General features: G+C 66.2%; 28 protein-coding genes. 17 read left to right on the top strand and 11 right to left on the bottom strand.

Annotated elements, in window-relative coordinates:
* Window positions 1-390 (bottom strand): DnaA N-terminal domain-containing protein (locus LDO54_RS38680; RefSeq protein ID WP_290371184.1); only part of this gene is annotated, 390 nt, incomplete at its 3' end.
* Between the two features lie 488 nt (window positions 391-878).
* Between LDO54_RS38680 and rpmH the strand changes: the two genes are divergently transcribed.
* From rpmH to yidC, 4 genes are all read left to right on the top strand, one after another.
* The gene (rpmH, locus tag LDO54_RS38675) at window positions 879-1013 is read left to right on the top strand and encodes a 50S ribosomal protein L34 (protein WP_004198824.1); all 135 of its coding nucleotides are present in this window, start codon (window positions 879-881) and stop codon (window positions 1011-1013) included.
* Window positions 1014-1088: 75 nt separating this feature from the next.
* Complete coding sequence (gene rnpA / locus LDO54_RS38670) at window positions 1089-1559, top strand: ribonuclease P protein component (RefSeq protein ID WP_436975786.1); 471 nt, start codon at window positions 1089-1091, stop codon at window positions 1557-1559.
* Window positions 1560-1657: 98 nt separating this feature from the next.
* Window positions 1658-1888 (top strand): membrane protein insertion efficiency factor YidD, encoded by a 231-nt coding sequence (gene yidD, locus LDO54_RS38665; RefSeq protein ID WP_028211944.1) that lies wholly within the window; start codon window positions 1658-1660, stop codon window positions 1886-1888.
* A gap of 29 nt (window positions 1889-1917) precedes the next feature.
* Window positions 1918-3585 carry a membrane protein insertase YidC gene (gene yidC, locus LDO54_RS38660; protein ID WP_224018404.1) on the top strand — a complete coding sequence of 556 codons (1668 nt, stop codon included), beginning with the start codon at window positions 1918-1920 and terminating at the stop codon, window positions 3583-3585.
* 139 nt (window positions 3586-3724) lie between these two features.
* Here yidC and LDO54_RS38655 read toward each other — a convergent pair whose 3' ends face one another.
* Window positions 3725-4150, bottom strand: a complete 426-nt coding sequence (locus LDO54_RS38655; RefSeq protein ID WP_224018402.1) for a transcriptional regulator — start codon at window positions 4148-4150, stop codon at window positions 3725-3727.
* A 375-nt stretch (window positions 4151-4525) separates the two neighbouring features.
* Between LDO54_RS38655 and mnmE the strand changes: the two genes are divergently transcribed.
* From mnmE to LDO54_RS38635, 4 genes are all read left to right on the top strand, one after another.
* On the top strand, window positions 4526-5926 hold the full coding sequence (mnmE, locus tag LDO54_RS38650) for a tRNA uridine-5-carboxymethylaminomethyl(34) synthesis GTPase MnmE (protein WP_224018408.1): 1401 nt from the start codon (window positions 4526-4528) through the stop codon (window positions 5924-5926).
* Window positions 5927-6137: 211 nt separating this feature from the next.
* Window positions 6138-6344 carry a hypothetical protein gene (locus LDO54_RS38645; RefSeq protein ID WP_224018400.1) on the top strand — a complete coding sequence of 69 codons (207 nt, stop codon included), beginning with the start codon at window positions 6138-6140 and terminating at the stop codon, window positions 6342-6344.
* A gap of 296 nt (window positions 6345-6640) precedes the next feature.
* Complete coding sequence (locus LDO54_RS38640; RefSeq protein ID WP_224018398.1) at window positions 6641-6820, top strand: hypothetical protein; 180 nt, start codon at window positions 6641-6643, stop codon at window positions 6818-6820.
* A gap of 474 nt (window positions 6821-7294) precedes the next feature.
* Window positions 7295-8317, top strand: coding sequence for a S1C family serine protease (locus LDO54_RS38635; protein ID WP_224018396.1), 1023 nt, complete (start codon window positions 7295-7297; stop codon window positions 8315-8317).
* 149 nt (window positions 8318-8466) lie between these two features.
* Here the strand turns inward: LDO54_RS38635 and LDO54_RS38630 are convergent, their stop codons facing one another.
* The 3 genes from LDO54_RS38630 to LDO54_RS38620 form a co-directional block, all read right to left on the bottom strand.
* On the bottom strand, window positions 8467-8817 hold the full coding sequence (locus LDO54_RS38630; RefSeq protein WP_224018387.1) for an ecotin precursor: 351 nt from the start codon (window positions 8815-8817) through the stop codon (window positions 8467-8469).
* 197 nt (window positions 8818-9014) lie between these two features.
* The gene (locus tag LDO54_RS38625; protein ID WP_167371405.1) at window positions 9015-9176 is read right to left on the bottom strand and encodes a hypothetical protein; all 162 of its coding nucleotides are present in this window, start codon (window positions 9174-9176) and stop codon (window positions 9015-9017) included.
* Between the two features lie 177 nt (window positions 9177-9353).
* Window positions 9354-9980 (bottom strand): LysE family translocator, encoded by a 627-nt coding sequence (locus LDO54_RS38620; protein WP_224018385.1) that lies wholly within the window; start codon window positions 9978-9980, stop codon window positions 9354-9356.
* Window positions 9981-10357: 377 nt separating this feature from the next.
* Here LDO54_RS38620 and sap1 point away from each other — a divergent pair, with 377 nt between their 5' ends.
* A complete protein-coding gene (gene sap1 / locus LDO54_RS38615; RefSeq protein ID WP_224018407.1) occupies window positions 10358-10696 on the top strand; it encodes a surface attachment protein Sap1 in 339 nt (112 codons plus the stop codon).
* A gap of 274 nt (window positions 10697-10970) precedes the next feature.
* Entirely contained in the window at window positions 10971-11525 is a 555-nt protein-coding gene (locus LDO54_RS38610; RefSeq protein ID WP_224018383.1) for a YaeQ family protein, read from the top strand.
* 33 nt (window positions 11526-11558) lie between these two features.
* Here the strand turns inward: LDO54_RS38610 and LDO54_RS38605 are convergent, their stop codons facing one another.
* Window positions 11559-11981: a VOC family protein gene (locus LDO54_RS38605; RefSeq protein ID WP_224018381.1), complete on the bottom strand. Its 423-nt coding sequence runs from the start codon at window positions 11979-11981 to the stop codon at window positions 11559-11561.
* A 411-nt stretch (window positions 11982-12392) separates the two neighbouring features.
* On the opposite strand from LDO54_RS38605, the gene ada reads away from it, so the two are divergent.
* The 5 genes from ada to LDO54_RS38580 all read left to right on the top strand — a co-directional run bounded on the left by ada (window position 12393) and on the right by LDO54_RS38580 (window position 18274).
* Window positions 12393-13637: a bifunctional DNA-binding transcriptional regulator/O6-methylguanine-DNA methyltransferase Ada gene (ada, locus tag LDO54_RS38600; protein WP_224018379.1), complete on the top strand. Its 1245-nt coding sequence runs from the start codon at window positions 12393-12395 to the stop codon at window positions 13635-13637.
* A gap of 80 nt (window positions 13638-13717) precedes the next feature.
* Window positions 13718-14632: a DNA-3-methyladenine glycosylase family protein gene (locus LDO54_RS38595; RefSeq protein WP_224018406.1), complete on the top strand. Its 915-nt coding sequence runs from the start codon at window positions 13718-13720 to the stop codon at window positions 14630-14632.
* A 305-nt stretch (window positions 14633-14937) separates the two neighbouring features.
* The gene (gshA, locus tag LDO54_RS38590) at window positions 14938-16560 is read left to right on the top strand and encodes a glutamate--cysteine ligase (protein WP_224018377.1); all 1623 of its coding nucleotides are present in this window, start codon (window positions 14938-14940) and stop codon (window positions 16558-16560) included.
* 262 nt (window positions 16561-16822) lie between these two features.
* On the top strand, window positions 16823-17302 hold the full coding sequence (locus tag LDO54_RS38585) for a hypothetical protein (RefSeq protein ID WP_224018375.1): 480 nt from the start codon (window positions 16823-16825) through the stop codon (window positions 17300-17302).
* 243 nt (window positions 17303-17545) lie between these two features.
* A complete protein-coding gene (locus tag LDO54_RS38580) occupies window positions 17546-18274 on the top strand; it encodes an OmpA family protein (protein WP_224018373.1) in 729 nt (242 codons plus the stop codon).
* A gap of 79 nt (window positions 18275-18353) precedes the next feature.
* On the opposite strand, the gene LDO54_RS38575 is transcribed toward LDO54_RS38580, so the two are convergent.
* Both LDO54_RS38575 and LDO54_RS38570 read right to left on the bottom strand, forming a co-directional pair.
* On the bottom strand, window positions 18354-19946 hold the full coding sequence (locus tag LDO54_RS38575; RefSeq protein WP_224018371.1) for a DHA2 family efflux MFS transporter permease subunit: 1593 nt from the start codon (window positions 19944-19946) through the stop codon (window positions 18354-18356).
* 181 nt (window positions 19947-20127) lie between these two features.
* The gene (locus LDO54_RS38570) at window positions 20128-20667 is read right to left on the bottom strand and encodes a MarR family winged helix-turn-helix transcriptional regulator (protein ID WP_224018369.1); all 540 of its coding nucleotides are present in this window, start codon (window positions 20665-20667) and stop codon (window positions 20128-20130) included.
* A gap of 246 nt (window positions 20668-20913) precedes the next feature.
* Between LDO54_RS38570 and LDO54_RS38565 the strand changes: the two genes are divergently transcribed.
* A complete protein-coding gene (locus LDO54_RS38565; RefSeq protein WP_224018367.1) occupies window positions 20914-21240 on the top strand; it encodes a hypothetical protein in 327 nt (108 codons plus the stop codon).
* Between the two features lie 250 nt (window positions 21241-21490).
* Window positions 21491-23146 (top strand): efflux transporter outer membrane subunit, encoded by a 1656-nt coding sequence (locus LDO54_RS38560; protein ID WP_224018365.1) that lies wholly within the window; start codon window positions 21491-21493, stop codon window positions 23144-23146.
* 90 nt (window positions 23147-23236) lie between these two features.
* Here the strand turns inward: LDO54_RS38560 and LDO54_RS38555 are convergent, their stop codons facing one another.
* The 3 genes from LDO54_RS38555 to gspL form a co-directional block, all read right to left on the bottom strand.
* Window positions 23237-24016 (bottom strand): type II secretion system protein N, encoded by a 780-nt coding sequence (locus LDO54_RS38555; RefSeq protein WP_224018363.1) that lies wholly within the window; start codon window positions 24014-24016, stop codon window positions 23237-23239.
* A gap of 22 nt (window positions 24017-24038) precedes the next feature.
* Window positions 24039-24542, bottom strand: a complete 504-nt coding sequence (locus LDO54_RS38550) for a type II secretion system protein M (protein WP_224018405.1) — start codon at window positions 24540-24542, stop codon at window positions 24039-24041.
* A 23-nt stretch (window positions 24543-24565) separates the two neighbouring features.
* Window positions 24566-25172, bottom strand: a 607-nt coding sequence (gspL, locus tag LDO54_RS38545; protein ID WP_253074449.1) for a type II secretion system protein GspL, incomplete at its 5' end; no start/stop codon positions are given.

Here is a 25172-nt window from a genome sequence, read left to right as displayed (position 1 = left end):
GATGGCGGCGACGGCGGCGGCGCCCGCGTGGATCGGCGCGGCCTGCTGCATGGCGGAGATCGCCGAAGCGGCAGCGGGCGCGGCTTCGGCGGCGGCCAGCGGCGCGCGCGGGGCCGGAGCGGCGACAGGCGCGCGCATACCCGCCTTCGGGTCGAGGACGAATTGCACGTCGACGGGCGTCTGCCAGAAGTCGCGCGCCAGATCGGTGATCCGACCCGAGAACTGACTTTTGACCCAGTCGAGCTTGAAGCGGTTGGGAGCGGCTATCTGCAGCGTGTTCGCCGCAGCGTCGAAGGCAACCGGGGCCAACGGTTTAATCCACGTCACGTACTGCTGGGGCGTCAACTCGCGCTCCAGTAGTGCGGAACAGTGTTGCCAGAATTCGTTCATCGAGATGCTGTGGTCGTTTTGTTTGCGTGCAAATGCCTTCGCGCCGCGCGTGTCGCACAAATGCAACAAGGCCCTGGCGGGGCGAAAACAAATGCTCCGGACGCCCGCGCGGCAAGGAGTTGCGGCAAGCAGGCGGGCCGGAGCGGCAAGCAGGATTCTTGGGATAGCCGAGATTCTAACGCCGAAAAGCCCTGGCCAGGAAGTTATCCACAGGGACGGATCAAGGGGGCGTATCTTCTCCCATAGTCTGGGCGAGCGTCGCGCAACAAGGCGCCGCACGAATACGGGACGGAGCGATTTGCACCGGATTTGCCTCCTTCGCGGACCCTTCGCGCGGCCTTCGAAGCGCTAACCCGCTCTAACCTATTGACGGCCAACGAAAAACCGGATTAAATAGCGGGTTCCGCGAAAACCAATCCCTTGTACCACCGGCCATTGCTTTTTTCCGCGATGCTCGCCGCGGTCATTTCTCAACAAGTGAGAGCAACATGAAACGTACTTACCAACCTTCCGTTACCCGTCGCAAGCGTACCCACGGCTTTCGCGTGCGCATGAAGACCGCCGGTGGTCGCAAAGTGATCAACGCACGCCGTGCGAAGGGTCGCAAGCGTCTCGCCATCTAAGCGCGCCGCTTTCCAGTTTTGTCGATAGCACCGCTATCAGCACAATCGACCACGATCGACGATAGCGGGCCAGACGTGAAACTGTCGGACGAAGCGGACAACGCGAACGAGGTGCCTCACGGCACGTCGCGAACGCAGGCCGCTTTCCCGAAAGCCGCAAGGCTACTGAAAACGGATGAGTTCTCATCCGTTTTTCGTTTGCGCCCCTGGCGCCGCGCCGCGCACTTCGTCGTGTACGGGCGCGCCACCGGCAACGAGGCGCGGCTCGGGCTCGTGATCGGCAAGAAGTACGCGCCGCGCGCGGTCACGCGCAACCTGGTGCGCCGCATCGCCCGCGAGGCGTTTCGCGTGCGCCGCGCGCAGTTCGAAGGCTTCGACCTGCTGCTGCGCCTGCATACGAAATTCGACCGCAAGGCCATGCCGTGTGCTTCGTCGCTGCCGCTGAAGACACTTTGCCGCACCGAAATCGAGATGTTGCTCGACAAGGCCGCGCGCGAAGTCGCGAAGCGGCGCGCCGCGCCCGAGACGGGCAGCGCCGCCTCGTGAGGGCCGTGCGCCGGTCCGTTGCGATTGCTGTGCAGGCCGCGCCCGCTGGCCGGGCACGACGTTCGTCTTTCCAAGCGGCGCTGTCCGGCCGCCACGCCATGCAAACGGTACTGATCGCTTTACTGCGCTTCTACAAGCTTGCCGTGAGTCCCCTGCTCGGCAACCGCTGCCGTTTTTACCCTTCCTGTTCGGATTACGCGCGCGAGGCAATCCAGTATCATGGCGCCGCGCGCGGGACTTACCTCGCCGCGCGGCGGCTTTGCCGCTGCCACCCGTTTTCGGCGGGCGGCGTCGACCTGGTCCCGCCTGCATCTCCGAAAAAGCGCTGACGCGCCTTCCATCGACACTGAGACAACGCATGGATATCAAACGCACCGTCCTATGGGTCATCTTCTTCATGTCAGCGGTCATGCTGTACGACAACTGGCAGCGCGACCACGGACGTCAGTCGATGTTCTTCCCGAGCGCGACGCAAACGCAGCAGGCCGCCGCAAGCGGCGCGACGCCCGCGAGCGCGGCTAACGCCGCCTCCGACCTGCCGGCCACGGCCGCAGGCCAGGCGCCCACCGGCACGGCCCAGCCGGCCGAAGCCGCCGCGCAGCTCGTGCACTTCCGTACCGATGTCTACGACGGCGTGATCGACACGCGCGGCGGCACGCTCACGAAGCTTTCGCTCGTGAAGGAAGGCGACGGCAAGCAACCCGACCAGTACATCACGCTGTTCGACCACACCAAGGACCACACGTACCTCGCGCGTACGGGTCTGCTGGGCGGCGACTTCCCGAATCACACCGACGTCTACACGGTCGCCAACGGTCCGCGCGACCTGAGCGGCGACGCCACGTCGTTCCAGATCGCCCTCGAATCGCCCGAAAAAGGCGGCGTGAAGGTCAGCAAGACCTACACGTTCACGAAGGGCAGCTATGTGATCGGCGTCGACACCAAGGTGCAGAACGTCGGCAGCACGCCGGTTTCGCCCACGCTCTACATGGAGCTTGTGCGCGACAGCGAGCCGGTCGAAACGCCGCGCTTCTCGCATACGTTCATCGGGCCGGCGGTGTACTCGAACGAGCATCACTTCCAGAAGATCACGTTCGGCGACATCGACAAGAACAAGGCGGACTACGTGAACCAGGCCGACAACGGCTGGGTCGCGATGGTGCAGCATTACTTCGCCACGGCGTGGATTCCGCAGCAGGGCGTCAAGCGTGACATCTACGTCGAGAAGTTCGACAACAACCTCTACCGCGTGGGCGTCAAGCAGCCGCTCGGCACGATCGCGCCTGGCGCGACCGACAACGTGCAGGCACGCCTGTTCGCCGGCCCGGAAGAGGAGCGCATGCTCGAAGGCATCGCGCCGGGTCTGGAGCTGGTGAAGGACTATGGCTGGGTGACGATCATCGCCAAGCCGCTGTTCTGGCTGCTCGAGAAGATCCACGGCTACGTGGGCAACTGGGGCTGGGCGATCGTGCTGCTCACGCTGCTGATCAAGGCTGTGTTCTTCCCGCTGTCCGCCGCGAGCTACAAGTCGATGGCGCGCATGAAGGAAATCACGCCGCGTATGCAGGCGCTGCGCGAGCGCTTCAAGAGCGACCCGCAGAAGATGAACGCGGCGCTCATGGAGCTCTACAAGACTGAGAAGGTGAATCCGTTCGGCGGCTGTCTGCCGGTGGTGATCCAGATTCCGGTGTTCATCTCGCTGTACTGGGTGCTGCTGTCGTCGGTGGAAATGCGCGGCGCGCCGTGGATTCTCTGGATCCACGACCTTTCGCAGCAGGATCCGTTCTTCATCCTGCCGGTGCTGATGGCCGTCTCGATGTTCGTGCAGACCAAGCTGAACCCGACGCCGCCGGACCCCGTCCAGGCCAAGATGATGATGTTCATGCCGATCGCATTCTCGGTCATGTTCTTCTTCTTCCCGGCAGGTCTCGTGCTGTACTACGTCGTGAACAACGTGCTGTCGATCGCGCAGCAGTACTACATCACGCGCATGATGGGCAAGAGCAAGAAGAAGGAAGCCGCGTAAGCGCGGGTTCCGGACTCTCAGGCCTTAGCCGCAAAAAAAGCCGCCCGGTGCAAACCGGGCGGCTTTTTTATTTGTCCGTGGACAGGGACGACGCGTTATTCGCTTGCAGCCGCAAAGCGCGCTCAGGCGATACTGGCGCTCAGCGTTTCTCCGGGCCGCCGTAGAACTGCGAAACGAGTTCTTCCAGCAAATAGCGATGGTGCGGGCTCAGCGACTCGATCTTCGAAGCGAGTTCGAGCGTTTCCTCGGAAAGCGGGTAGCGCTCGTCGGGTTTGCGCGGCTTCGGTGTGGTCCCGGTCGCCGGCGTTTGAGGAGAAGGGCCGTAGTGCAGCCAGTGCACATCCACGTCGAGCCAGCTGGCGAGCGTCTGCAATTTGTCGTGCGTGGGAATGGTGCGGCCGCTCAGCCATTTGTGAGCCGTTTGCGGCGAGACTGGATGCTCGCCGTGGTGGCGCAGATTGAACTTGTTCGCCAGATCCGTGCTGCCGCGCGGTTTGTCGGGCGAGCGCCGCATCGCCAGTTGCAGGCGTTCAGCGAAGGCGGCTTTTTCTTCGGGCGTTGGCATGGGCCAGATTGTGCAATCGGCTTTTGTCGAAGTTGGCAACTGGTTGAGCTAGATCTAGCTCGTATAAGTTAGAGTTCGCCTGAAGTCGCAAGTAGCGCAATAAATCGGTTGCGAATTGGGGCGCGATTCGTCGATGCCTGTTAATGGGGCGTTGTGCCGACGAGATGCCTGCGAGATCCGCTTCGCGCTCCGAAAATCGCAGCCGCGCTCTAAGATCAATCTTAGCCAATCTGAGATAAATTGAGATAAGACTCGGCGAAGCCGGGCGCCAAGGCGCTCGCGCGTGCCGCGTTACAATCCACGCACTTTCTTTCCGGCGTCCGTCGCGGCGTCGGCCTGCCCGTTGCGGCCTTGACCACCTCGATTCGTCCCGCCATGCTCGCCACCGATTCCGATCCCATCGTTGCCATTGCCACTGCGCCCGGACGCGGCGGGATCGGCGTCGTGCGGGTCTCGTTCGGCCGCGCGGGCGCGGCTGCCGCCGAAACGCTGATGCAGGCGCTCACAGGCCAGACGCTCGCGCCGCGCCATGCGAGCTACGTGCCGTTCCTCGACGGTGAAAGCACCGCGCTCGACCGCGGCATCGCGCTGTATTTCCCGGCGCCGCATTCGTATACCGGCGAGCACGTGCTCGAACTGCAGGGGCACGGCGGCCCGATCGTGCTGCAGCTCGTCTTGCAGCGCTGTATCGAGGCAGGGCGCGCGTTCGGCCTGCGTCTGGCCGAGCCCGGCGAGTTCACGCGCCGCGCGTTCCTCAACGACAAGCTCGACCTCGCGCAGGCCGAAGCGGTCGCCGACCTGATCGAAGCGAGCACCGAAGCAGCGGTGCGCTCGGCGGGCCGCTCGCTCGACGGCGCGTTCTCGCGCGATATCCACGCACTCGTCGACGACGTCGTGACGCTGCGCATGCTGGTCGAAGCCACGCTCGACTTCCCCGAAGAAGAAATCGATTTCCTCGAAGCCGCCGACGCGCGCGGCAAGCTCGCGCACATCCGCGCGCAACTCGACCACGTGCTGGCCGAGGCGCGTCAGGGCGCGCTGCTGCGCGAGGGCCTTGCGGTCGTGCTCGCGGGGCAGCCGAACGTCGGCAAGTCGTCGCTGCTCAATGCGCTCGCGGGCGCGGAGCTCGCGATCGTCACGCCCGTCGCGGGCACCACGCGCGACAAGATCTCGCAAACCATCCAGATCGAGGGTATTCCGCTGCACGTGATCGATACGGCGGGTCTGCGCGACACCGAAGACGAAGTCGAAAAGATCGGCATCGAGCGCACGTGGAGCGAGATCGGCCGCGCCGACGTGGTGCTGCATCTGCTCGACGCGCGCGTGGGCATGACGCCCGAAGACGAAGTCATCGCCGCGCGTTTTCCGGCGGGCGTGCCGGTCGTGCGCGTGCTCAACAAGACCGATCTCACGGGCGTCGAGCCCGCCGTCGCCACGCGCGCGGCGAGCAACGGCGCGCAGGTGTGCGAAGTCCGTCTTTCGGCGAAACAGGGCGACGGCGTGGCGCTGCTGCGCGGGGAACTGCTGCGCATCGCGGGCTGGCAGGCCGACGCGCAAAGCGTCTATCTCGCGCGCGAACGCCATCTGATCGCGTTGCGCGCGGCGCGAGACCAGCTCGCCAACGCGGCGGCGCATGCCGATCAAAACGCGCAGGCGCTCGATCTGTTCGCGGAAGAATTGCGGCTTGCGCAGGAATCGCTTAATTCGATTACCGGCGAATTCACTTCCGACGATTTGCTCGGCGTGATTTTCAGCCGTTTTTGTATTGGCAAATAACGCGCCTTTTTACGCGTTTTCGTTAGCCCTTCGAAAGGCAATATTCCCGACTACGCGGCCGATTCCCATTGCGAGTTCCGCATAAACGTAAGGAATCGCTACGCGCCCCGCGTGGCAGCGCCGCCGCGCCTTTAGACGGTAATTCATCGTCACACATCGTTTCGTTTTCAAACGAAGTGCACGCCGACAATACGTGCATCAGGAGAAAACGATGAAGACGATCAAACTCTGTTGCGCGATTGCGCTGGCCGCCGGACTCGCCAGCCTCACGGGATGCGTGGTGGCGCCGCCTTATGCGTATGCACCGGCGCCGGCTTATGGATACGGCTACGGATATGCGCCGGGTTATTACGCGGCGCCGGCCGTCGATATTGGGGTAGGCGTGGGCGGCTATTACGGCCGCGGCTGGCGACATTAAGCACTCCCGTAGAACCACGCGCAATACCTCGCAAAATGCGTGTGAATAGCGCGCTAGCCACACCAGGATATCTCCCGATCCGAGCCTGTCAACCGATCGTCAGGATGGCTGAAATGCCCGGCTGGCAAGGCTTCGATCCGGGGTGGAACACGCCCTCACAGCGCCCTATCAGAAGTGATAGCTATACACCCCCGAGCGGCGAATTACAGTTGTTTACACGAAATCCAGTCAATGAGATTTCGATGATCTCCGGGGGGTGAAAAGTGAAGTTTATCGATCAGGAAATCGCGCACATCATGCGCGTCATGGTGCCGTCGCTGCTGACTGAAGGCGCGATCCCCATCCTTTCGTTCGAGTATTGGCACAAGCGCCTCTCGAATCTGCTCGATACGGCACAGCTCTCCCACGCCCAGTTTTGTACGATCGACTCGCTCATGACCCAGCTCGAGCGCCTGCAAATACGCGCCGCTGCCTGAGCATTCCGCTCGTCCCGGCCGATGCCCGCGGTAATCCGCAAAAAGGCACGGCCCGCCGATTTACCTCGCCATGTAACCCGAGCATGGATTAGCCCGCCTTCGCGCGGGCTTTTTTCTTTTTAAGGATTCCGCAGCAATCGGCGCACGATCAACACGACCAACGCCCACGACATGTGCGCAATGCGCGGACGAAAAAATGCCGCGGCAGGGGCCGCGGCGAAGAGCTTGCCTACTGACAACACGGCGCGAGGGGACGTCGCCGCCGAACCATTGTCACGGCTGACTCCTGGGCCATCAATGGCTGGGAGGCCGATCTGACAATCCTTAACCGTCGCGCCTCGTTCGCGCCGCCAGCCGTCCGTGCGTCCTGCGTTATGACCCTCCAGGCGATGCTTTTCCCGCTCGCCGAATCCATCTTGAAATCCCGGCGGACTCCCTGCATGTAGAGCCCACTTTCATCGGAGAACATCGATCGTGGGAAGCCGACCTGCCTTCATCGACGATCTGGCTCGGGATCTCTCGCCCGACGGCGCCCACGTGCGCACCGCGAGCGACGACGCAATTCTCGACGCCTATTCGCAAACTGTCATCGGGGCGCTCGAGCGCGTGCAGCACGCCGTCGCCCATATCGCCGTCGAGCATCGCCCGACCGGCCACGCCGCGGCGCGCGGCGGCACCGGCTCGGGCTTTTTGTTCACGCCCGACGGCTATCTGCTCACCAACAGCCACGTCGTGCATGGCGCGAGCGCGCTGCGCGTCACGCTCGCCGACGGCTCGACGCACGACGCCGACCTGATCGGCGACGACCCGAGCACCGATCTCGCCGTGCTGCGCATCGGCGCGTCCGAGGCCCTGCCGCACGCCACGCTCGGCGAATCGGCGAAACTGCGCGTCGGCCAGATCGCGATCGCCGTCGGCAGCCCGCTCGGACTCGCGCAGACCGTTACCACGGGCGTCGTGTCGGCGCTCGGGCGTTCGCTGCGATCGGCCTCCGGGCGCATGATCTACGACGTCATCCAGACCGACGCCGCGCTCAATCCCGGCAATTCGGGCGGACCGCTCGTCAACTCGGCGGGCCAGGTGATCGGCGTGAACACGGCGATCATTCCGGGCGCGCAGGCGATCTGCTTTTCGACGGCGATCGATACGGCGAAGTGGGTCATCACGCAGCTGTTCATGCACGGACGCGTGCGCCGCGCCTATGTGGGCATCGCCGGGACCAACGTGCCGATCGCGCGCAAGGTGCAGCGCTATTTCGAGCTGGCCACGACGACCGGCGTGCGCGTGATGGAAAGCGTGAAGGGCAGTCCGGCGGCGCAAGGCGGCCTGCGTGTGGACGACACGATCGTTGCAATCGACGGCCTGCCCGTCGACAGCATCGATGCGCTGCAACGGCTGCTCGACGCTTCGCGCATCGATCGCGCGGTCGAATTCACGGTGATCCGTTTGACGCAGAAGTTGAATCTGCAGGTGACGCCCGTCGAGCAGGCTTCTTGATCAGCGATGGCGACACGCGAAAGCGCGCCGCCCAAATGACTCGCGGCCGCCTCCGGGAAACCGGAGCGCGGCCGCGTGTGACGGATCGGCTCGAAGCCGGGTGACTTGTCGACCCGTTGCCGATCCGTTGCCAGCCTGTTACCAGCCTGTTACCAGCCCGGCTGCCCATACCCGCCATACGGCGGCGGAGGCGGCGCGGGTTGCGGCGGCCCGCACGGCACGTAACGTCCCGAATACTGGTCGTAGCAGCCGCCGGGAGCGGGCGCGGCAGCATAAACCGGCGCAGGCTCGGCGTACACAGGCACGGCCACCGGGGCCGGTTCGGCATAAACAGGCGGCGCCGCGACCACCGGGCCGTTGATCGCCGCACCCACCACGGCGCCGATCAGCGCGCCGCCCACGAGCGCGCCCACCACGTCGCCACCCCCATCGTGCGCGCTGGCCGGGCCAGCCGCCACCACGCATCCTGCCAGCACCAATACGGCTGCAATCTTACGCATGTCGTTCTCCTCGAGAACTGTATGAAAACATGCAAACGATTGTGGCCCCGAAGCGCGGATACAGGTGCTGCAAAGGGTAACGACGAATTACGCGGATGATGAATTAACGCGGCGCCGGTCGAACGCCGGCGCGCGCCAAAGCCAGAGTGCGCGCGGCCCGGACCTGTAGAGACCGGGCGCGACGCTGGCTCGCTTCATCAATGATGAAGAATGCTGCGTAACGGATGACGCCAGTCGATATGGTGATCCCCGGCGAGTACGCGCTGTCGGTGCTCCTCAAGAATCTCGTCTGAGAACAGGAATACAACAATGACGAGGGGGATGACCAGAAACGCGCCCAGTATTACGTGTTCGATCACGATTACCTCCTGGCTGTCAAGCGGTTGCAATTGCATTGTAGCTGGAACGCTACAGTTTGCACGCCGGGCGTCGACTTATTCGGAAACGAACGTGATCCGCCGTACGTAAAGCCTTGAGCAGCGCGCGTGCCCGCCTTCGCAAGCCGGGAAAACACCGACGGGCGAGGCCGGGCGCATTCAGGCGGCCGACCTCTTCCAGACGGCGGCGAACAGGCCTGCGCCGATCAGCAGCGAACCGCCGGTGCGATTGACCGCGCGCTGCACGCGCGGGCTGCGCACGGCCTTGCGCGCCGCGGCGGCGAGCAGCGCGTAGCCGAAGGCGTTGAGCGTCGCGAGCACGAGGAACGTCGCCTCGAAGACGACGATCTGCGGCAGCGCGCGCAGATGCGGATCGATGAACTGCGGCACGAACGCGACGAAGAAAATGATGCTCTTGGGATTCAGCGCCGTGACCGCGAAGGCGTGCGCGAAGATGCGGCCGGTGCGCGTTTCGCTGGTGTCGGGCGCTTCGGGATTCGCCACGGGCGCGCGCCAGAGCTTGATGCCCAGATAGATCAGGTACGCGGCGCCGACCCACTTGAGCGCCGAAAACAGCGTCGCCGAGGCGGCCAGAATCACGCCGAGGCCGAGCATCGACGCGGTCATCGCCGTGAAGTCGCCGAGCGCGACGCCCGCGGTGGTCGCGAGCGCATAGCGGCGGCCGTGGCCGAGCGCGTAGGACACGACGAGCAGCACCGTCGGCCCGGGAATGGCGACGAGGATGGCCGAGGCGATCGCGAACGGCAGCCAGTGAGCGAGAGTCATGGGAGTCTCCTGAAGGGAAGCCCGATTGGGATGCCCGATTTATCCACGAAGATCGGGCGCGCGCAAGTCGCGATATGGCGGTTGCGTCGGCGCGATCGCGGCGAGCCTGGCATCGTTTTTATTCAGCGGCTTGCGAATGCGCGCGCACCTTTCGAAGCGGGCGTCGAAGGTCTTTATGTGCAGCGCGTCATGCGGGTTACGTGCCGTCCGGGCGCGGCTTTCGTTGCCGCCTGTTGCGCCTGCACACAAGTTGTTCTTGCACTCCCTTCGCGCTCCTCTACATTGAAAGACGCGGGTCGGACGTGGCCGTTAAATACATAGCTAACCGAAGTCAACAAACCCGCCCAGGAGGCAGAACAATGAAAGGGCTATCCGCAATGGCCGTGGCCGCTTGGGTCGTCGGCGCTTCGAGTTTCGCCGCCGCGCTGCCGGCGCAGGCGCAGGAGGCGTCGGTCAAGCCGCAACAGACCGTGCAGCTCAAACCCGGCGCGTACGGCTGCCTCTCCCGGGACAAGCTCGATGCCGTCTCCCAGCACGAACAGGCCGGCGAGCATCAGCAGATGCAGGAATATTTCGCGGATTACCGCTGCCTCGCCACGCCCGAGAACCAGTCGTACCGCGTGGTGCGCGTCGTGGGCCACGACGTCGAGTTCGTGAACGCCGCCAACGCCGACGATCAGGGCCTCTGGACCAGCGACCGCTTCATCAAGCAATAAGCCGGTCTTCGCGCATTGCCGCCGACGCCGCGCGCACACAGGCGCGGCGCGGGCGTTTGCTCGTCCCCGTCATCGTCACCGTTTCTGTTTCGCCCCCTTCATCGCGGCGTCATTTTCGCTTCCGATCATCAACGTGCATTCGGCGTGAGATCGGCGTAAGCGTGACGCCGCCGTCTGATGAATCCGGCACAGCTCGTGCTGGAAACTCGCTATCATGTGCGGTTTTTGCGCGGCCACATGCCGACGCAGCGGGTATCGAGGGGCGAAATTCGGCATGGCACTCAAATCGACCATCTTCAAGGCAGAACTGCAGATCGCGGACATGGACCGGCATTACTACGCCGACCATGCGCTGACGATCGCGTGCCATCCGTCGGAAACCAATGACCGGATGATGGTGCGCATCGCCGCCTTCGCGCTGTTCGCGGGCGAGCGTCTCGAATTCTGCAAGGGCCTGTCGGACACCGACGAGCCCGATCTGTGGAGCAAGGACTACACGGGCGCGATCCAGACCTGGATCGAAGTCGGCCAGCCCGACGAGCGCCGCATCGCCAAGGCGGCGGGGCGCGCGGATGAGGTGATCGTGATCGCCTACGGCGGCCGCACCTCGGACATCTGGTGGCAGGGCGTGCGCGGCAAGGTCGAACGTCTGCGCAACGTGACGGTCTGGTCGCTCGGCGAAGACGTGGCGGCCTCGCTCGGCAAGCTGGCCGAACGGACGATGCGCCTGCAATGCACGGTGCAGGACGGCGCCGCGTGGATCGGCAGCACGACGAGCGAGCCGGTGGCGGTCGAATGGACTGTGCTCAAGGCGCCCGAGAACGTCTGAGCGCCGTCCGCCGCAGCTTGCGGCACTTCGGGGCTAGCCGTTCGGCGGCCCTTTCAGCTCCAGCATGTTGCCCTCGGGATCGAACAGATACAGCGAGGGCCCAAAACCTTCCGCGCCGTATCGCTCGACCACATCGCCGGGACGCGCGCCCAGCGCGGCGAGATGCGCCTTGAGCGCCGCGCCGTCGAACGGCTCCACGCGCAGACACAGATGATCCATGTTGCGGCCCGCGCCCGTCGGCGACACGCTGGCGTTGTCCGCCTTCTCGCGGTCGAGCGGACCGCCGATCGACACCAGATCGACCAGCGAGCGGCCCGCGCGCAGTTGCACGAGGCCGAGCTGCGCTTCCTCGCGCTCCACGCGGCAGCCGAGCACGTCGCAGTAAAACCGCGTCATGACGACGGGATCGGCGGCGCGAATCACCACGTGATCGATTTCGCGAATCTGGATTTGCATGACGTCCTCCGCCGATTGGCGTGTGCGGAAACGGTCATTGCAGTGTAGGGGAAGGCGGGGGACACACCGGACGCCGCGCGCGCTAAAAACGCTGGACGAAAAAAAGCCCGCTGCTGTGAGCGGGCTTAATCCATATCAGGAGGAGACATGGAGGAGACAGGAATCACTATACACAGCGGTCTGACGCGACGCAACAAGTTTTTAAGGGAAAACCCGCAATGGTGCCATTTTGTCGCAGCTGCACGTTGACAGGGCGGGCGTGCGCGTGAATGGTGCCCTTTTGTTCACCCGAACTTCACCCGCACTTCACCCGAACGACAGCGCAAGAACCGGCACGCCGTGCTGCGCCCGAGCCTTTACAGTGGGACCATCGAGTGAGCTCAAGCATGAGCACCCAGCGGGAGTCCTGACATGAACGCCATTCCGAACGACGCATCCCGAACCGTGACCGACAGCGCCAGGAGCAGCAAGGCCGACGCCGAGCGCTGGGCCGCCGTCCAGGCGCGCGACGCCCACGCCGACGGCCAGTTCTTCTACGCCGTGCGCACGACCGGCGTGTTCTGCCGTCCGTCCTGCGCATCGCGCCTGCCGCGCCGCGAGAACGTCGAGTTTTTCGCCGATGCGGACGCCGCGCGCGCCGCCGGCTATCGCGAATGCAAGCGCTGCCGTCCGGGCGGCCTGCCGCGCGAACTCGACATCGTGCGCCGCGCCTGCGCCGCGCTCGACGCCGATCCGCCATCGCGCCTCACGCTCGCGCAGCTCGGCGAGGCTGTGCATCTGAGCCCGTTCCATCTGCAACGCCTGTTCAAGCGCGTGCTGGGCGTGTCGCCGCGTCAGTATCAGGCCGCGCGCCGCGGGGCCGTGCTGCGCGACGCGCTCGCCCAGGGCGCCGACGTCACGCGCGCCAGCGCCGATGCGGGCTTCAACTCGTCGTCGCGGCTCTACGAGAGCGTGGCGGGCGAACTGGGCATGAAGCCGTCGGCGTTCCGGCGCAAGGGCGCGGGCCTCACGATCCGCTTCGCGAACGCGGCCACGCCGCTTGGCCGCGTGCTGATCGCGGCCACCGAGAAGGGCATCTGCCGCATCGCATTCGGCGACGATGGCGACGCGCTGACGGCCAGCCTGTGCGCCGACTTCGAAAACGCGCGCTGCGTGGAAGACGCCGCCGCGCTCGCGCCGTTCGTCGCGCAGATCGACGCCTATCTGCACGGCCGCCGCGAGCGCTTCGACCTGCCGCTCGACGTGGCGCCGACGGCGTTCCAGCAGCGCGTCTGGGACGCGCTCCAGCACATTCCCTACGGCGAAACGCGCAGCTACACGCAGATCGCCGAAGCGCTGGGCGCGCCGCGCGCGGTGCGGGCGGTGGCGAGCGCCTGCGCGTCGAACCCGGTGGCGCTGGCGATTCCGTGCCATCGAGTCGTGCAGAAGGGCGGCTCGCTCGCGGGCTATCGCTGGGGCATCACGCGCAAGGCGGCGCTGCTCGACGCGGAAGCGCGCGCGGGCGAGGTGCGCCCCGATGCGGCACAATCGGCCAGGACTTCCATCGCGAAGCCCGCCGCTAAATCCGCCGCGAATTCGCCCGCGAATTCATCCGATCCAGCGGACCAGAAACCGCGCGCCAAACGCGCCGCAGCCACGCCGGAGACCGCCGTTTGAGCGCCGTCCAGTCGACATCCCGAACACCCCGGCCGACGCCGCCCAACCCGGCGTCCGTCACCGACTCCGCCACGCTCGAATTGCCGTTTCGCGCGCCCTACGACTGGCCGCGCGTGCTGCGCTTTTTCGGCGGCCGCGCGACGCCCGGCGTCGAAGCCGTCGAGGACGGCGCGTGGCTGCGCGCCATCGACTTCGCGGGCGCGAGCGGCACGCTCGCCGTGCGCCGCCACGCGCGCAAGCGCTGCCTCGTCGTGCAGATCGACGGGCCCGTGAGCGCGCACGCGCAGGCGCTCGCCGCGCCGCTCTCGCGCATGTTCGATCTTCAGGTCGATACGGCGGCCATCGGCGCGCATCTTTCGAGCGACCCGTGGCTCGCGCCGCTCGTCGAGGCCGTGCCGGGGCTGCGCGTGCCGGGCGCGTGGTCGGGCTTCGAGCTGGTGGTGCGCGCGATCGTCGGGCAGCAGGTGAGCGTGAAGGCCGCGACGACCATCATCGGTCGGCTGGTTCAACGCGTCGGCGAGCGCATCGAAGGGCATCCGCACGCGCATACCGCGTGGCGTTTTCCGACGCCCGCCGCGCTCGGAGCCGCCGATCTCGCGGGCATCGGCATGCCGGGCAAACGCGTCGCCGCGCTGCAAGGCTTCGCGCGCGCGGTGGCGAGCGGCGAGGTCGCGATCGAACGCAGCGATCTGCCGGGCGCGGCGCAAGCGGGCGACGCCGCCGAACTCGACGCCATGCGCGCCGCGCTGCTCGCGCTGCCCGGCATCGGGCCGTGGACGGTCGAATACGTGGCGATGCGCGCGTGGCGCGATCCGAACGCCTGGCCCGCCACCGATCTCGTGCTGATGCAGGCCATCGCCGCGCGCGATCCGGCGCTCGTGCGCGCGACGCAGCAGCGCGCGCGCACCGACACCTGGCGTCCGTGGCGCGCGTATGCGGCGATGCATCTGTGGAACGAAATCGCCGATCGGGCGGGCGCGGCGCGCGGCGGCTGACACGCCCGATACATGGACGTGGCGGAACGTCGCGCGGACGCATCTCTGCAATCACATAAAAACCGTCGCGATCACGTCAATCCGACGTCAAACCCGCCTCAAACCGGCGTTGAAATCACGCCGATTCGACGTCCGCCCGCACGCGGCAGAACCGCCGCCGAACCCGCGCTACAGGCCGCAAAACCCCGCCCGAAGCGGCCTCAAGCAGGTCTTTCGGCGAGATGTTAAAGTGCCCGCTACCGAAAATATCCCTGTCGGCGGCGCGCGCAGCACCGTCTCGCCGGCCAGAGCCCGACCTGCCTTCAATGCCAGACACGACCTCCACACGCACGAACGACGTTCTCGCACAGCGCCTTTCCGTGCTGAGCGCCGGGCCGCAACGCGACGCGCTCACGCGCGGTCTGCGCGGCATCGAAAAGGAAAGCCTGCGGGTGACGCGCGACGGCCAGCTGGCCACGACGCCGCATGCCGCGGCGCTCGGTTCGGCGCTCACGCATCCGTCGCTCACGACCGATTATTCGGAAGCGTTGATCGAGATCATCACGCCCGCCGAACACGACGCCTCCATCACGCTCGACAAGCTCGACGAACTGCATCGCTTCGTCTACGGCGTGCTCGCGCGCGACGGCGAAATGCTGTGGAACGAATCGATGCCGGGCCTGCTGCCCGCGAGCGACGAGGACATTCCCATCGCGCGTTACGGCAGCTCGAACATCGGCCAGCTGAAATACGTCTACCGGATGGGCCTCGCGCTGCGTTACGGGCGCACGATGCAGTGCATCGCGGGCATCCACTACAACTATTCGCTTAACGAAGACGTGTGGCGCACGCTGCACGCGCACGATCAGTCCACGGCCACGCAAACCGACTATCAGTCGGAGCGTTATCTCGCGCTGATCCGCAACTTCCGCCGCACGAGCTGGCTGCTGATGTACCTGTTCGGCGCGTCGCCCGCGCTCGACGCGCGCTTCCTGCGCGGCCGTCCGCACACGCTCGACACCTTCGACGCCGACACGCTCTATCTGCCGTACGCGACCAGCCTGCGCATGAGCGATCTCGGCTACTCGAACACCACGGGCCAGTCCGCGCTGCACGCCGATTACGACACGCTGCCCGGTTATCTCACAGCGCTCGCGCAGGCCGTGAGCCAGCCGTATCCGCCTTACGAGGCGATCGGCACGCATCGCGACGGCGAGTGGGTGCAGATCAACACCAACGTGCTGCAGATCGAGAACGAGTTCTACTCGACGATCCGCCCGAAGCGCGTGACGTATCCGGGCGAGCGTCCGCTGCATGCGCTCGCCGCGCGCGGCGTGCAATACGTCGAAGTGCGCTGCATGGATATCGATCCGTTCGAGCCGACTGGCATCTCGCTCGAAGCCGCGCGTTTTCTCGACGCCTATCTGCTCGCCTGCGCATTCGATGAAAGCGCGTCGCTGCCGGAAGCCGATTACGCGGAAGCCAACGAGAATTTCGGCATCGTCACGAAGGAAGGGCGCAAGCCGGGGCTCGAACTCACGCGCAACGGCCAGCGCGTCGCGATGCAGGACTGGGCCACCGAGTTGTTCGCGAAGATCGAGCAGGCGGCTGCGCTGCTCGACGCGGCGAAGGGCGGCGACGAACATGCGCGCGCACTGGCCGCACAGCGCGCGAAGCTCGCCGATGCGTCGCTCACGCCGTCCGCGCGCGTGTTGAAGACGATGCGCGAGCAGCAGCAATCCTTCCTGCAATTTGCGCTCGTGCAAAGCGAGCGTCACGCGGCGTATTTCCTTTCGCGTCCGCTCGACGCCGAGGCCACGGCGCAGTTCGAAGCGCTCGCACGCGAATCGCTCGATCAGCAGGCCAAGCTCGAACGCGAGGAAGTCGGCTCGTTCGACGCCTTCGTCGCCGCCTATCGCGCCTACACGCTCAATCGCTACAGCGTTTGATCGCCGCGCCCGTCGCACGGCCGCGCCGCCGTCCCGCGGCGGCGCGTGTGGTGCAGGTGGTGCATGTGGTGCGTGCTCGATCGCGCCGGGTATCGCTTTTGCTCGAAACACTGGCGCGCCCACGCAGTCCAATGTCATATTGGCGCCGCGCGCGCAACGTCACGCATCGCTGCGCGCGCCGCCCTTGTCACACGAACCTCACACCAACGACAAACGACCGGCGCGCGCACGCCGCGCGCCCATTCTGCGAGGAACCCACGCGATGAAACGAATCCTGCCGATCCTGCTCTGCGTGACGGCGGCGGCCTGCGCGCCGCGCGGTCAGGTCAATCCCGACGTGATGCAGATCGCCACCGCGCCGCTCACCTGCGGCGATCAGCCCGAGTGCGACATCTGGTGGCAACGCGCCCAGGACTGGGTGCGCGGCCATTCGAAGTACGAAGTGCAAACCGCCACCGACACGCTGATCCAGACCACCGGCCCCGGCGGCGGCAAGCGTGCGCTGGCCTACGAAATCACGAAGACGAAGAACCCCGACGGCACGACCACGATCGGCTTCGCGGCGCACTGCGACAGTTCGATCGGCTGCAAGCCCGATCCGTGGGCCGCGGGCGCGGCCTTCAAGCAGTACGTGCGCACCGGCGTCGAGCAGTCGGTCCACGACCAGGCCGGCGACGAAGCCGACTCGGGCAAGACCACCGCCACCGCGCCGGCCTCGGCGCCCGCCGCCGCGGCGCAATGAAGTCGGCATAGCGTCGACGCAGTGTCGGAGCGACGCCTTCGGGCGTTGCTCCGATCCGCATTCGATCGCACTGCCGCCTGGCCGCACGATCGAATGCAGTCCGAACGATTATCGCGATTCGAATCACTCCGATTACGCATTTAAGCCGTTTCTGATGGAACAGCAGCGCCGAGGCCTCGTAACCTTGGCGCTGGTTCGGCCCGCGCCGGGCAGTTCACTCTTATTCCATCACTCGAATCGACAATGAAAATGCGACTTCTGCCTGCTAGTGCGCTCGCCGTCCCGCTGGCCGCTCTTTTCGTCGCGGCTGCAGGCTGCACCACGGCATCGGGGCCTTTGCACAATCTCGACATCGTTACGCTCGCGAACGGCACGCAAGCCTATCGCGTGCAGTGTCTGGGCCTGCTCGAAAGCTCGAAGGCCTGTATGAAGAAGGTCAACGAGATCTGCGGCGACAAGCAGCCGCTGCGCGTCTCGGCAGTCGACCGTGCGGCGTCGGGCTTCGTGCCCGAAAACGACCCGCGTGAAATCATGTTCATCTGCCAGGCACCGCAACCGGTCGTGCAGCCGCACGTCGCTCCGCCGCCTCCGCCGCCCCCGCCTGTCAACACGCAGCCGCAAACCATCACGCTGAACGCCGACGCCAACTTCGCGTTCGACAAGTCCGACCTGCTGCCCGCCGGCAAGCAGGCGCTCGACCAGTTCATCCAGCAGAGCGACGGCGTGAACATCGGCACCGTCGTCATCAACGGCCATACGGACTCGAAGGGCACGAAGGCCTACAACGACCGCCTCTCGCTGCGCCGCGCGCAGTCGGTGCGCAACTATCTGCAATCGCACGGGCTGCACGCGGGCCAGTATGAGGTGAACGGTTATGGCTTCTCGAAGCCGGTCGCCTCGAACGCTTCGGCCGAGGGCCGCGCGAAGAACCGCCGCGTCGAGATCCAGACGAGCGGCATCACGGCGCGCTAATCGCGCTCGCCAATCGTTCTGAACGCTCTGAACGTTTTCGCTCTCAACGTTCAGAGCGCACCAGGCGCGGGACCGGGCTTCAATGGCCCATCGACGGTCCCGCGCCTTTTCTTGGCTTGGTCGCCCACACCAGCAGCGCCAGCACCACGAACACCGCGCACGAAATGCGGAAGAAGTCGTTGGTCGCCATCATGTAGCCCTGCGACGTCACCACATCGTTTATTTTCGCCGTCACGCCTTGGCCCGCGTAACCGAGCGTCTTCAGCGCGTCCTGATACGCAATCGTGTTCGCCGAATACGGATTCACCGACTCCGAGAGCACCGCGTGGTGATAGATCGCATCGTCTTCCCAGAACGTCGTGCTGACCGCCGTGCCGATCGCGCCCGAGAGCGTGCGCAGAAAGTTCGAGAGTCCCGACGCGCTTGCGAGCTGCTCGTCGGAGACGCTGGAGAGCGTGATCGTCGTCATCGGCACGAAGAAGCAGGCCACGCCGATGCCCTGCACGAGACGCGGCAGGATCACGTCATTGAAGGACACATCGAGCGTGAACGTCGAATTCCAGATCGACACCAGCGCGAACACGATGAACGCGAAACTCGCCACCATGCGCAGGTCGAGCTTGTGCATATTGCGTCCGATCAAGGGCGATAGCACGAGCGCGAGCAGCCCCACGGGCGCGGTCGCGAGGCCCGCGATGCCGGCGGTGTAGCCCATCACCGTTTGCAGCCAGAGCGGGAAGATCACGACCGAGCCGAAGAACGCCATGAAGCCGAACGAGACGATGGTGGCGCCGAGCGCGAAGTTGCGGTCGCGGAACAGCGAGAGATCGACCACCGGCTCTTTTTCCGTCGCCTCCCACGCGAGCATGAACGCGAGCGACACCACCGCGATGATCGCGAGCGCGACGATGAACTTCGAGCTGAACCAGTCGCGGTCCTTGCCGAGGTCGAGCATCATTTGCAGGCACGACACGCCGATCACGAGCAGCGCGAGGCCCACGGCATCGATGCGCTGGCTCGTGATCTTCGTTTCGCGGCCGCGCAGCAACAGGAACGCGCACACGCCGGAAAATAGCCCGATCGGCACGTTGATGTAGAAGATCCACGGCCACGTGTAGTTGTCGGTGATATAGCCGCCCATCACTGGGCCGAAGATCGGCGCGACGATCACCGTCATCGCCCAGAGGCCGAGCGCGAGCCCGCGTTTTTCGGGCGGGTAGGAACGCATGAGGATGGTCTGCGAGAGCGGCACCATCGGACCGGAGACGAGCCCCTGCACGAGCCGGAACGTGATCAGCGTCTCGAAGTTCGTGGCGAAGCCGCAGGCCGCCGACGCGATCGTGAACAGCAGCACCGAGAGCGTGAAAAGGCGCACTTCGCCCACGCGGCGCGCGAGCCAGCCTGTGAGCGGCACGGCGATGGCCGAGGCCACCGAGTACGAGGAGATGACCCACGTGCCCTCGCTGTTGGCCACACCGAGGTTGCCCGAGATGGTCGGCACGGCGACGTTGGCGATCGAGGTGTCGAGCACTTCCATGAAGGTGCCAAGCGCGAGGCCCACGGTGAGCAGCGCGAGCGTGCCGCCCGAAAGGGGCGCGGGCGGCGCAGGTGGCGCTGGCTGTGCGGGTGTCTGCGGCGGCGCGCCGGCCGGCGCGGCGGTGGATGCGTCCATCTTCAGTGTCCTTGCGGTGCTTTCAATGAGGCAGACCGTTGCCGCGTGCAAGCAGCCGGGTAGGGCTTGCGGCCGACGATTTCGTGTCGTGGCATTCTCTGCCCAGACAGGTATTCACTTGCAGAAGGGCCCGAATACAGCGTCGAGAGCGGCCCCAAGGAGGCCGCCGGGCGCCTAGTTCTTATGCGCCGTTATCGACGCCGCTATCGGTGCCTGAATCGCCTTCCGCCGGGCCGTCCGGGCATTCGACGCCCGTACAGACCGCGCTGGTTTCGGCGTCGTTGGCGATAAAGCGCTGCAGCAGATGCACGAGCGTCGTGACTTCCTCGGCGGAAAAGCCGCGCAATTGGTCATCCATCACCGTGGCGATGGCGTCCGGCAATTGCTGCGCCGCGTCGCGTCCCAGCGGCGTGAGCACGAGTTCGACGACGCGGCGGTCCGACTGGCTGCGCTGACGCAGCAGGAAACCCTTGCGCTCCAGGCGGTCGAGCATGCGCGTCATCGAGCCGGTGTCGTACGAGAGCACGCGCGACATCTCGTTGGGCGTGCGCGCGCGTTCGTACCAGAGCAGGAGGATCACGCCGATCTGCGACGAGGTGAGCCCGAGCGGCGCAATCGCGCGGTCCATGCGGGCGGCCAGCACGTTGCGGGCCGTCGACAGGAAGTAGCCGAGACTCGGCACGACGCCGACTTTGCTGGACATGTTGGAGCCGTCGCTCATGGGGAAAGCACTCTCATCGCAGGCAAACGAAACTGGCGAATTCTAGCCCGAGAATTTTCTGCCTGGGCAGGAATTTCGGTGATTGCGTCGCAGCATTCGTCATCGATTCGTCGCTATCGCGGCGTAAAAACAACAACGGATTTGATGCGCTGCAAAGTATGTTGTGAATTGATTGCATAGTCAATATTATTGCAGGCAACCACTTACACTCCACAGATTCCCTTTTTCGACGACGTAGCTCGCGCCATGCTTTACCTCAAACACGCGCTCGGCGGCATTGGCCGCTCGGTTCATAGCACTGCCAGGCTTGCCCTTGCGCAAGCAGGCGGGGCGGCGCGTTGGCGCAAGCTCGCGCTCTACGCGGGCATGTTCCTCCTGCCCGGTGGTTCGGTGGCGGTCGTGCTGATGCTGTGGTCCGACTGGCGTCGCGCGAGGCGCGGCGATGCCGCGAGCACGGGCGCGGCAAGCGCAGCGAGTGGCGCAGGCACGGTCAATACGAAAAGCGAAGCCAACCCGCCGGCTTCGGCGGCCGCCCGTCTGCTTTGCGCGGCGGGCTGCCGTAACGACGCGTAATCTGCACCTCACACGCCGTAACACATCCGTCCCTGTTCCCGGCTTAACCTTACAGATTGCGCGCGACGCGCGGCGCGTGCGCTACCATTGCCGCTCCGCGCGAACGCCGCGCAAGCCGTGTCCGCGCGCCTTCGGCCAGATCCGCCGCGCGCTGGTCACGTCGCCTTACCGATTACACCGTTCATCGCCGCGCACGGCGCGTTCGCTTTTGTTCGCTTGTTCGCCAGCCGCATCGACAGGAATTCCTTGCATGTCCCGCCGTCACGATCGTCACGCCTCTCATGCCGCTGATGGCGCGTTCGCCGCTCGCGACGCCCAGCACGTCCCGTCTGCCGGCGCGCGCCGCGCACCGAAGCTCGCGCTGCTGGGCGCGGCCTCGGCGCTCGCGTTCGCCCTGGGCGGCTGCGCGGTCGGGCCTGACTATCACCGCCCGGACAGCGCGGTGCCCGCGGCCTACAAGGAAGCGCCCGAAGGCTGGAAGGTCGCACAGCCCGCCGACGCCGCCGATCGCGGCCCCTGGTGGCTGATCTACGACGACGCACAGCTCAACGGGCTGATGGACCAGCTCAACGCGAACAACCAGACCGTCGCGCAATACGCCGCGGCTTACCGCCAGGCGCGCGCGCTGGTCGGCGAAGCGCGCGCCGCGTACTTCCCGGTCGTGAGCGCGTCGTTCGCGGGCACGCGCTCGCGCACGCCCACGCGCGTCTCGAACTCGAGCGGCACGATCTCCAACAACGTCAATCTGGGCCTCGACGCCACCTGGGAACCCGACCTCTGGGGCAAGGTGAGCCGCACGGTCAGCTCGGAGGAAGCGAGCCAGCAGGGCGCGGCCGCCGATCTCGCGAATGCGCGCCTGTCCGCGCAAGCTACGCTCGCGCAGACGTACTTCACGCTGCGCGCGCTCGACGCCCAGCAAAAGCTGCTCGACGACACCGTCGCGGCCTATGAGAAGTCGCTGAAACTCACGCAGAACCAGTACGCGCAAGGCGTGGCGGGCCGCGCCGACGTGATCCAGGCACAGACGCAGCTGCAATCCGCGCAGGCCTCGGCCATCGACAACGGCGTGGCGCGCGCGCAGGACGAGCACGCGATCGCCGTGCTGGTCGGCCAGCCGGCCTCGTCGTTCTCGATTCCGGTGTCGCCGCTCGCGGCCACGCCGCCCGTCGTGCCGGTCACGATGCCGTCGGCGCTGCTGGAGCGGCGTCCCGACATCGCCTCGGCGGAACGCAAGGCGGCGTCGGCCAACGAGCAGATCGGCGTGGCGATCGCGGCGTTTTTCCCGACGCTCACGCTCTCGGCGAGCGGTGGCTTCGAAAGCTCGGTGTTTTCGCAGTTGCTGCAGATGCCGTCGCGCTTCTGGACGCTCGGGCCGTCGCTTGCGGCCACGGTGTTCGACGCGGGTCTGCGCCGCGCGCAGACCGAAGCGGCGCGCGCGGCTTACGACCAGCAGGTCGCCACCTATCGGCAAACCGTGCTGGCCGCGTTCCAGGACGTCGAGGACAACCTCGCGTCGCAGCGCATCCTCGCGCAGGAAATCGTCGTGCAGCAGCAGGCTGTGGACTCGGCGCTGCACGCGCTTGCCATCGTCACGAACGAGTACAAGGCGGGCACGGTCGATTACGTCAACGTGCTGACCGCGCAGAGCACGGCGTTCTCCGCGCAGCAGAAGCTCGCGAGTCTCGCGGGGCAGCGCATGGTGTCGTCGGTGGGGCTCGTGAAGGCGCTCGGCGGCGGCTGGGACGCCACGCAGATGGACCACGAGACCGGCAGCGTGAGCGCGCCTGCGCCGGTGGCGGCATCGGGCGCGGCGGCGGATCAGGTCAAGGCGCCGGGTTCGGCCTCGACGCAGCCAACCGCGACAGAGGCGGCCACGCAGGGCGCTCCGGGCGCGCGGGCGCAGTAACGCCATCACACGCACTGCAACGAAATACGGCGGCCTGAGCCGCCGTTTTTCGTTTACGCGATGCGTCCGCGTGAAATTCGCGCGCGTCGATCAGCGCATGAAGTTCAGCGCAACGGTGCCGGGCCCAACCGGCCGTCCCAGCAGATTGAGCAGTCCGGCGAGATTCTCGCGCTGCTCGGGCGTCGCGCTCGCGGTGCCGTTGAACATCGACGAATTGCGCGAGAAGGTGCCGTGGCCGTCGAGCAGCAGCGGCCCTTTCTGCGTCTTGAGATCGAGCGTCGACGACGCGCCTTGCGCCTGCAACACCGCCTCATACGACCCGAGCGGCTTGACCAGCGAGACGCGCGAGCTCATGTCGCCGAGCGTGACCGTGAGCCGCCCGAACGCGTCGGTGCCGAACACGCGCCAGGGCGTCCACGCGAGCCGCACGTTGCCGTCCAGATCGAGCGTGTTGAACGGCGCGCCGAGCCCCGCGAGCAACGAGGCCGGCACCGCGATCGCGCCCGCCGTGACGTTCGCGCCGCGCAGCGTCGCTTCCACGTCGACGGGATCGGGCATCGCCTCCGTCTGACGCATCTGCAGGCGCACGCGGCCCGTGAGCAGCGCCCAGAACGAGGCGCGCCATTCGATGCGGCCCGGCAGCAGCGTCGCGCCCTGCGTGTCGTGGCCCGCCGCGAGCATCAGCGTGGCCGAACCGCGCCACAGCGAGCCCTGCGGATCGACGAGATTGACATGACCCTGCGTGGCGCGCGCGAACTGCGGCGCGATCCACGCGGCGGGCAGGCGCACGAGCAGGACGACGGCCACCGAGACGATCGCGACGAACAGCCAGGGCAGCGCGGCGCGCACGCGCCGCATCCAGTAAGACATGAAGCGTTTCTCCCGGCCGTGCTCAGTGGGCGTTCGCGCTTTGCAGCGACGCGGTCAGATCGACCTGTCCATCGGTCTTGAGCGCCGTGATGTGCGCCTCGACCACCTGCACCTTGAACTGCTTGCGCACGTCGTCGAGCCAGGCCGACCACGCGGGGAACGACGCATTCTTCAACTGCACCTGCACCGAGCTGCCGATCAACTGCACCTGTGCGCCCGGCATGCCGTGATCGGCCAGCGAAGCGGTCAGCGCATCCTTGAGCGCCTGGCCGCCCGGCGCGACGCTCGCCGCCGCGCCCGCGAGCGAGCGCGCCTCGTCGGCCTGCGCGGTCATCTGCGCAAGCTGGCGCTGCATCGCGGGCAGGTTCTGGCGCAGCTTGGCGCGGCCGTCGGCGGCGGGCGCCCACAGCACCGAATAGCCGATCGCCAGGGCCAGCAGCGCGCCGCCCCAGGTCAGCAGCGTCTTTTCGCGCGCCGTGCGCGCGTCCCAGAAATTGCCCCACTGCTCCTGCCACAGTTCGGCCAAAGCGCCGCTTCCCGCCGATGTCTTCACGATGCGCTCCTGATGGTCCACTTGCCGCTGCTGCTGTCCTGCGTGCCCGCGAGGCCGTTGCGCGCGAGGCGTTTGTTGAGATCCGCGTCGATGTTCACGCCGGGTTTGAAGGTCACGTCGAGACGCCGGTCGTGATAGTCGAGCGCCGCGATCGCGTTCACCGGCACGGGGCCGAGCGAGCGAGCGAGGCCGTCGGCGAGCGCGAGGAAATCGTCGGGCGACGGTTCGCCCGCCGCCACGCGCAGCTGCGAGAGCTGGCGCGCCATCTGGCCCGCCGGGTCGAGCACCACGGTCGTTTTGGGAAACGCGTTGAGCAGCAGTTCGGTCATCTGCGCGCTCATGGCGTCCTGCTGGCGCGAGAGCATCAGCCACTGCACATTGGCGCCGACGATCGCCACCACCAGCGACGCCACCACCAGCGCGATCGGCACGCGCAGACGGCGCAGCGTCGCGCGGTCGAGACGCCACGGCTGCGCGGCGAACTCGAACTGACAGAGGTCGAACTTGCTGGCGAGCGCGCGTTTGGCGAGCGTCTCGAAGGCCAGCGGCTGCGCGCCGGGGAAGGCGGCCAGCGCGGCGGCCTTGCTGGCCGCGCTCGCGGGC

Origin of the sequence: Paraburkholderia tropica (genome assembly GCF_914484835.1) — a bacterium.
GTDB classification, from domain to species: domain Bacteria; phylum Pseudomonadota; class Gammaproteobacteria; order Burkholderiales; family Burkholderiaceae; genus Paraburkholderia; species Paraburkholderia tropica_A.
The sequence above is the reverse complement of the archived record's forward strand: the minus strand, read 5'-3'. Positions and strand labels throughout refer to the sequence as shown.

Coding starts and splice junctions, on each gene's coding strand:
- LDO54_RS38630 (WP_224018387.1), bottom strand. CDS start 8,817: ATGCGTAAGATTGCAGCCGTATTGGTGCTGGCAGGATGCGTGGTGGCG.
- LDO54_RS38565 (WP_224018367.1), top strand. CDS start 20,914: ATGCTTTACCTCAAACACGCGCTCGGCGGCATTGGCCGCTCGGTTCAT.
- LDO54_RS38605 (WP_224018381.1), bottom strand. CDS start 11,981: ATGCAAATCCAGATTCGCGAAATCGATCACGTGGTGATTCGCGCCGCC.
- LDO54_RS38645 (WP_224018400.1), top strand. CDS start 6,138: ATGAAGACGATCAAACTCTGTTGCGCGATTGCGCTGGCCGCCGGACTC.
- LDO54_RS38580 (WP_224018373.1), top strand. CDS start 17,546: ATGAAAATGCGACTTCTGCCTGCTAGTGCGCTCGCCGTCCCGCTGGCC.
- LDO54_RS38575 (WP_224018371.1), bottom strand. CDS start 19,946: ATGGACGCATCCACCGCCGCGCCGGCCGGCGCGCCGCCGCAGACACCC.
- yidD (WP_028211944.1), top strand. CDS start 1,658: ATGCAAACGGTACTGATCGCTTTACTGCGCTTCTACAAGCTTGCCGTG.
- LDO54_RS38655 (WP_224018402.1), bottom strand. CDS start 4,150: ATGCCAACGCCCGAAGAAAAAGCCGCCTTCGCTGAACGCCTGCAACTG.
- ada (WP_224018379.1), top strand. CDS start 12,393: ATGAACGCCATTCCGAACGACGCATCCCGAACCGTGACCGACAGCGCC.
- LDO54_RS38555 (WP_224018363.1), bottom strand. CDS start 24,016: ATGTCTTACTGGATGCGGCGCGTGCGCGCCGCGCTGCCCTGGCTGTTC.
- gshA (WP_224018377.1), top strand. CDS start 14,938: ATGCCAGACACGACCTCCACACGCACGAACGACGTTCTCGCACAGCGC.
- LDO54_RS38620 (WP_224018385.1), bottom strand. CDS start 9,980: ATGACTCTCGCTCACTGGCTGCCGTTCGCGATCGCCTCGGCCATCCTC.
- yidC (WP_224018404.1), top strand. CDS start 1,918: ATGGATATCAAACGCACCGTCCTATGGGTCATCTTCTTCATGTCAGCG.
- sap1 (WP_224018407.1), top strand. CDS start 10,358: ATGGCCGTGGCCGCTTGGGTCGTCGGCGCTTCGAGTTTCGCCGCCGCG.
- LDO54_RS38585 (WP_224018375.1), top strand. CDS start 16,823: ATGAAACGAATCCTGCCGATCCTGCTCTGCGTGACGGCGGCGGCCTGC.
- LDO54_RS38560 (WP_224018365.1), top strand. CDS start 21,491: ATGTCCCGCCGTCACGATCGTCACGCCTCTCATGCCGCTGATGGCGCG.
- mnmE (WP_224018408.1), top strand. CDS start 4,526: ATGCTCGCCACCGATTCCGATCCCATCGTTGCCATTGCCACTGCGCCC.
- rpmH (WP_004198824.1), top strand. CDS start 879: ATGAAACGTACTTACCAACCTTCCGTTACCCGTCGCAAGCGTACCCAC.
- LDO54_RS38610 (WP_224018383.1), top strand. CDS start 10,971: ATGGCACTCAAATCGACCATCTTCAAGGCAGAACTGCAGATCGCGGAC.
- LDO54_RS38640 (WP_224018398.1), top strand. CDS start 6,641: ATGCGCGTCATGGTGCCGTCGCTGCTGACTGAAGGCGCGATCCCCATC.
- LDO54_RS38570 (WP_224018369.1), bottom strand. CDS start 20,667: ATGAGCGACGGCTCCAACATGTCCAGCAAAGTCGGCGTCGTGCCGAGT.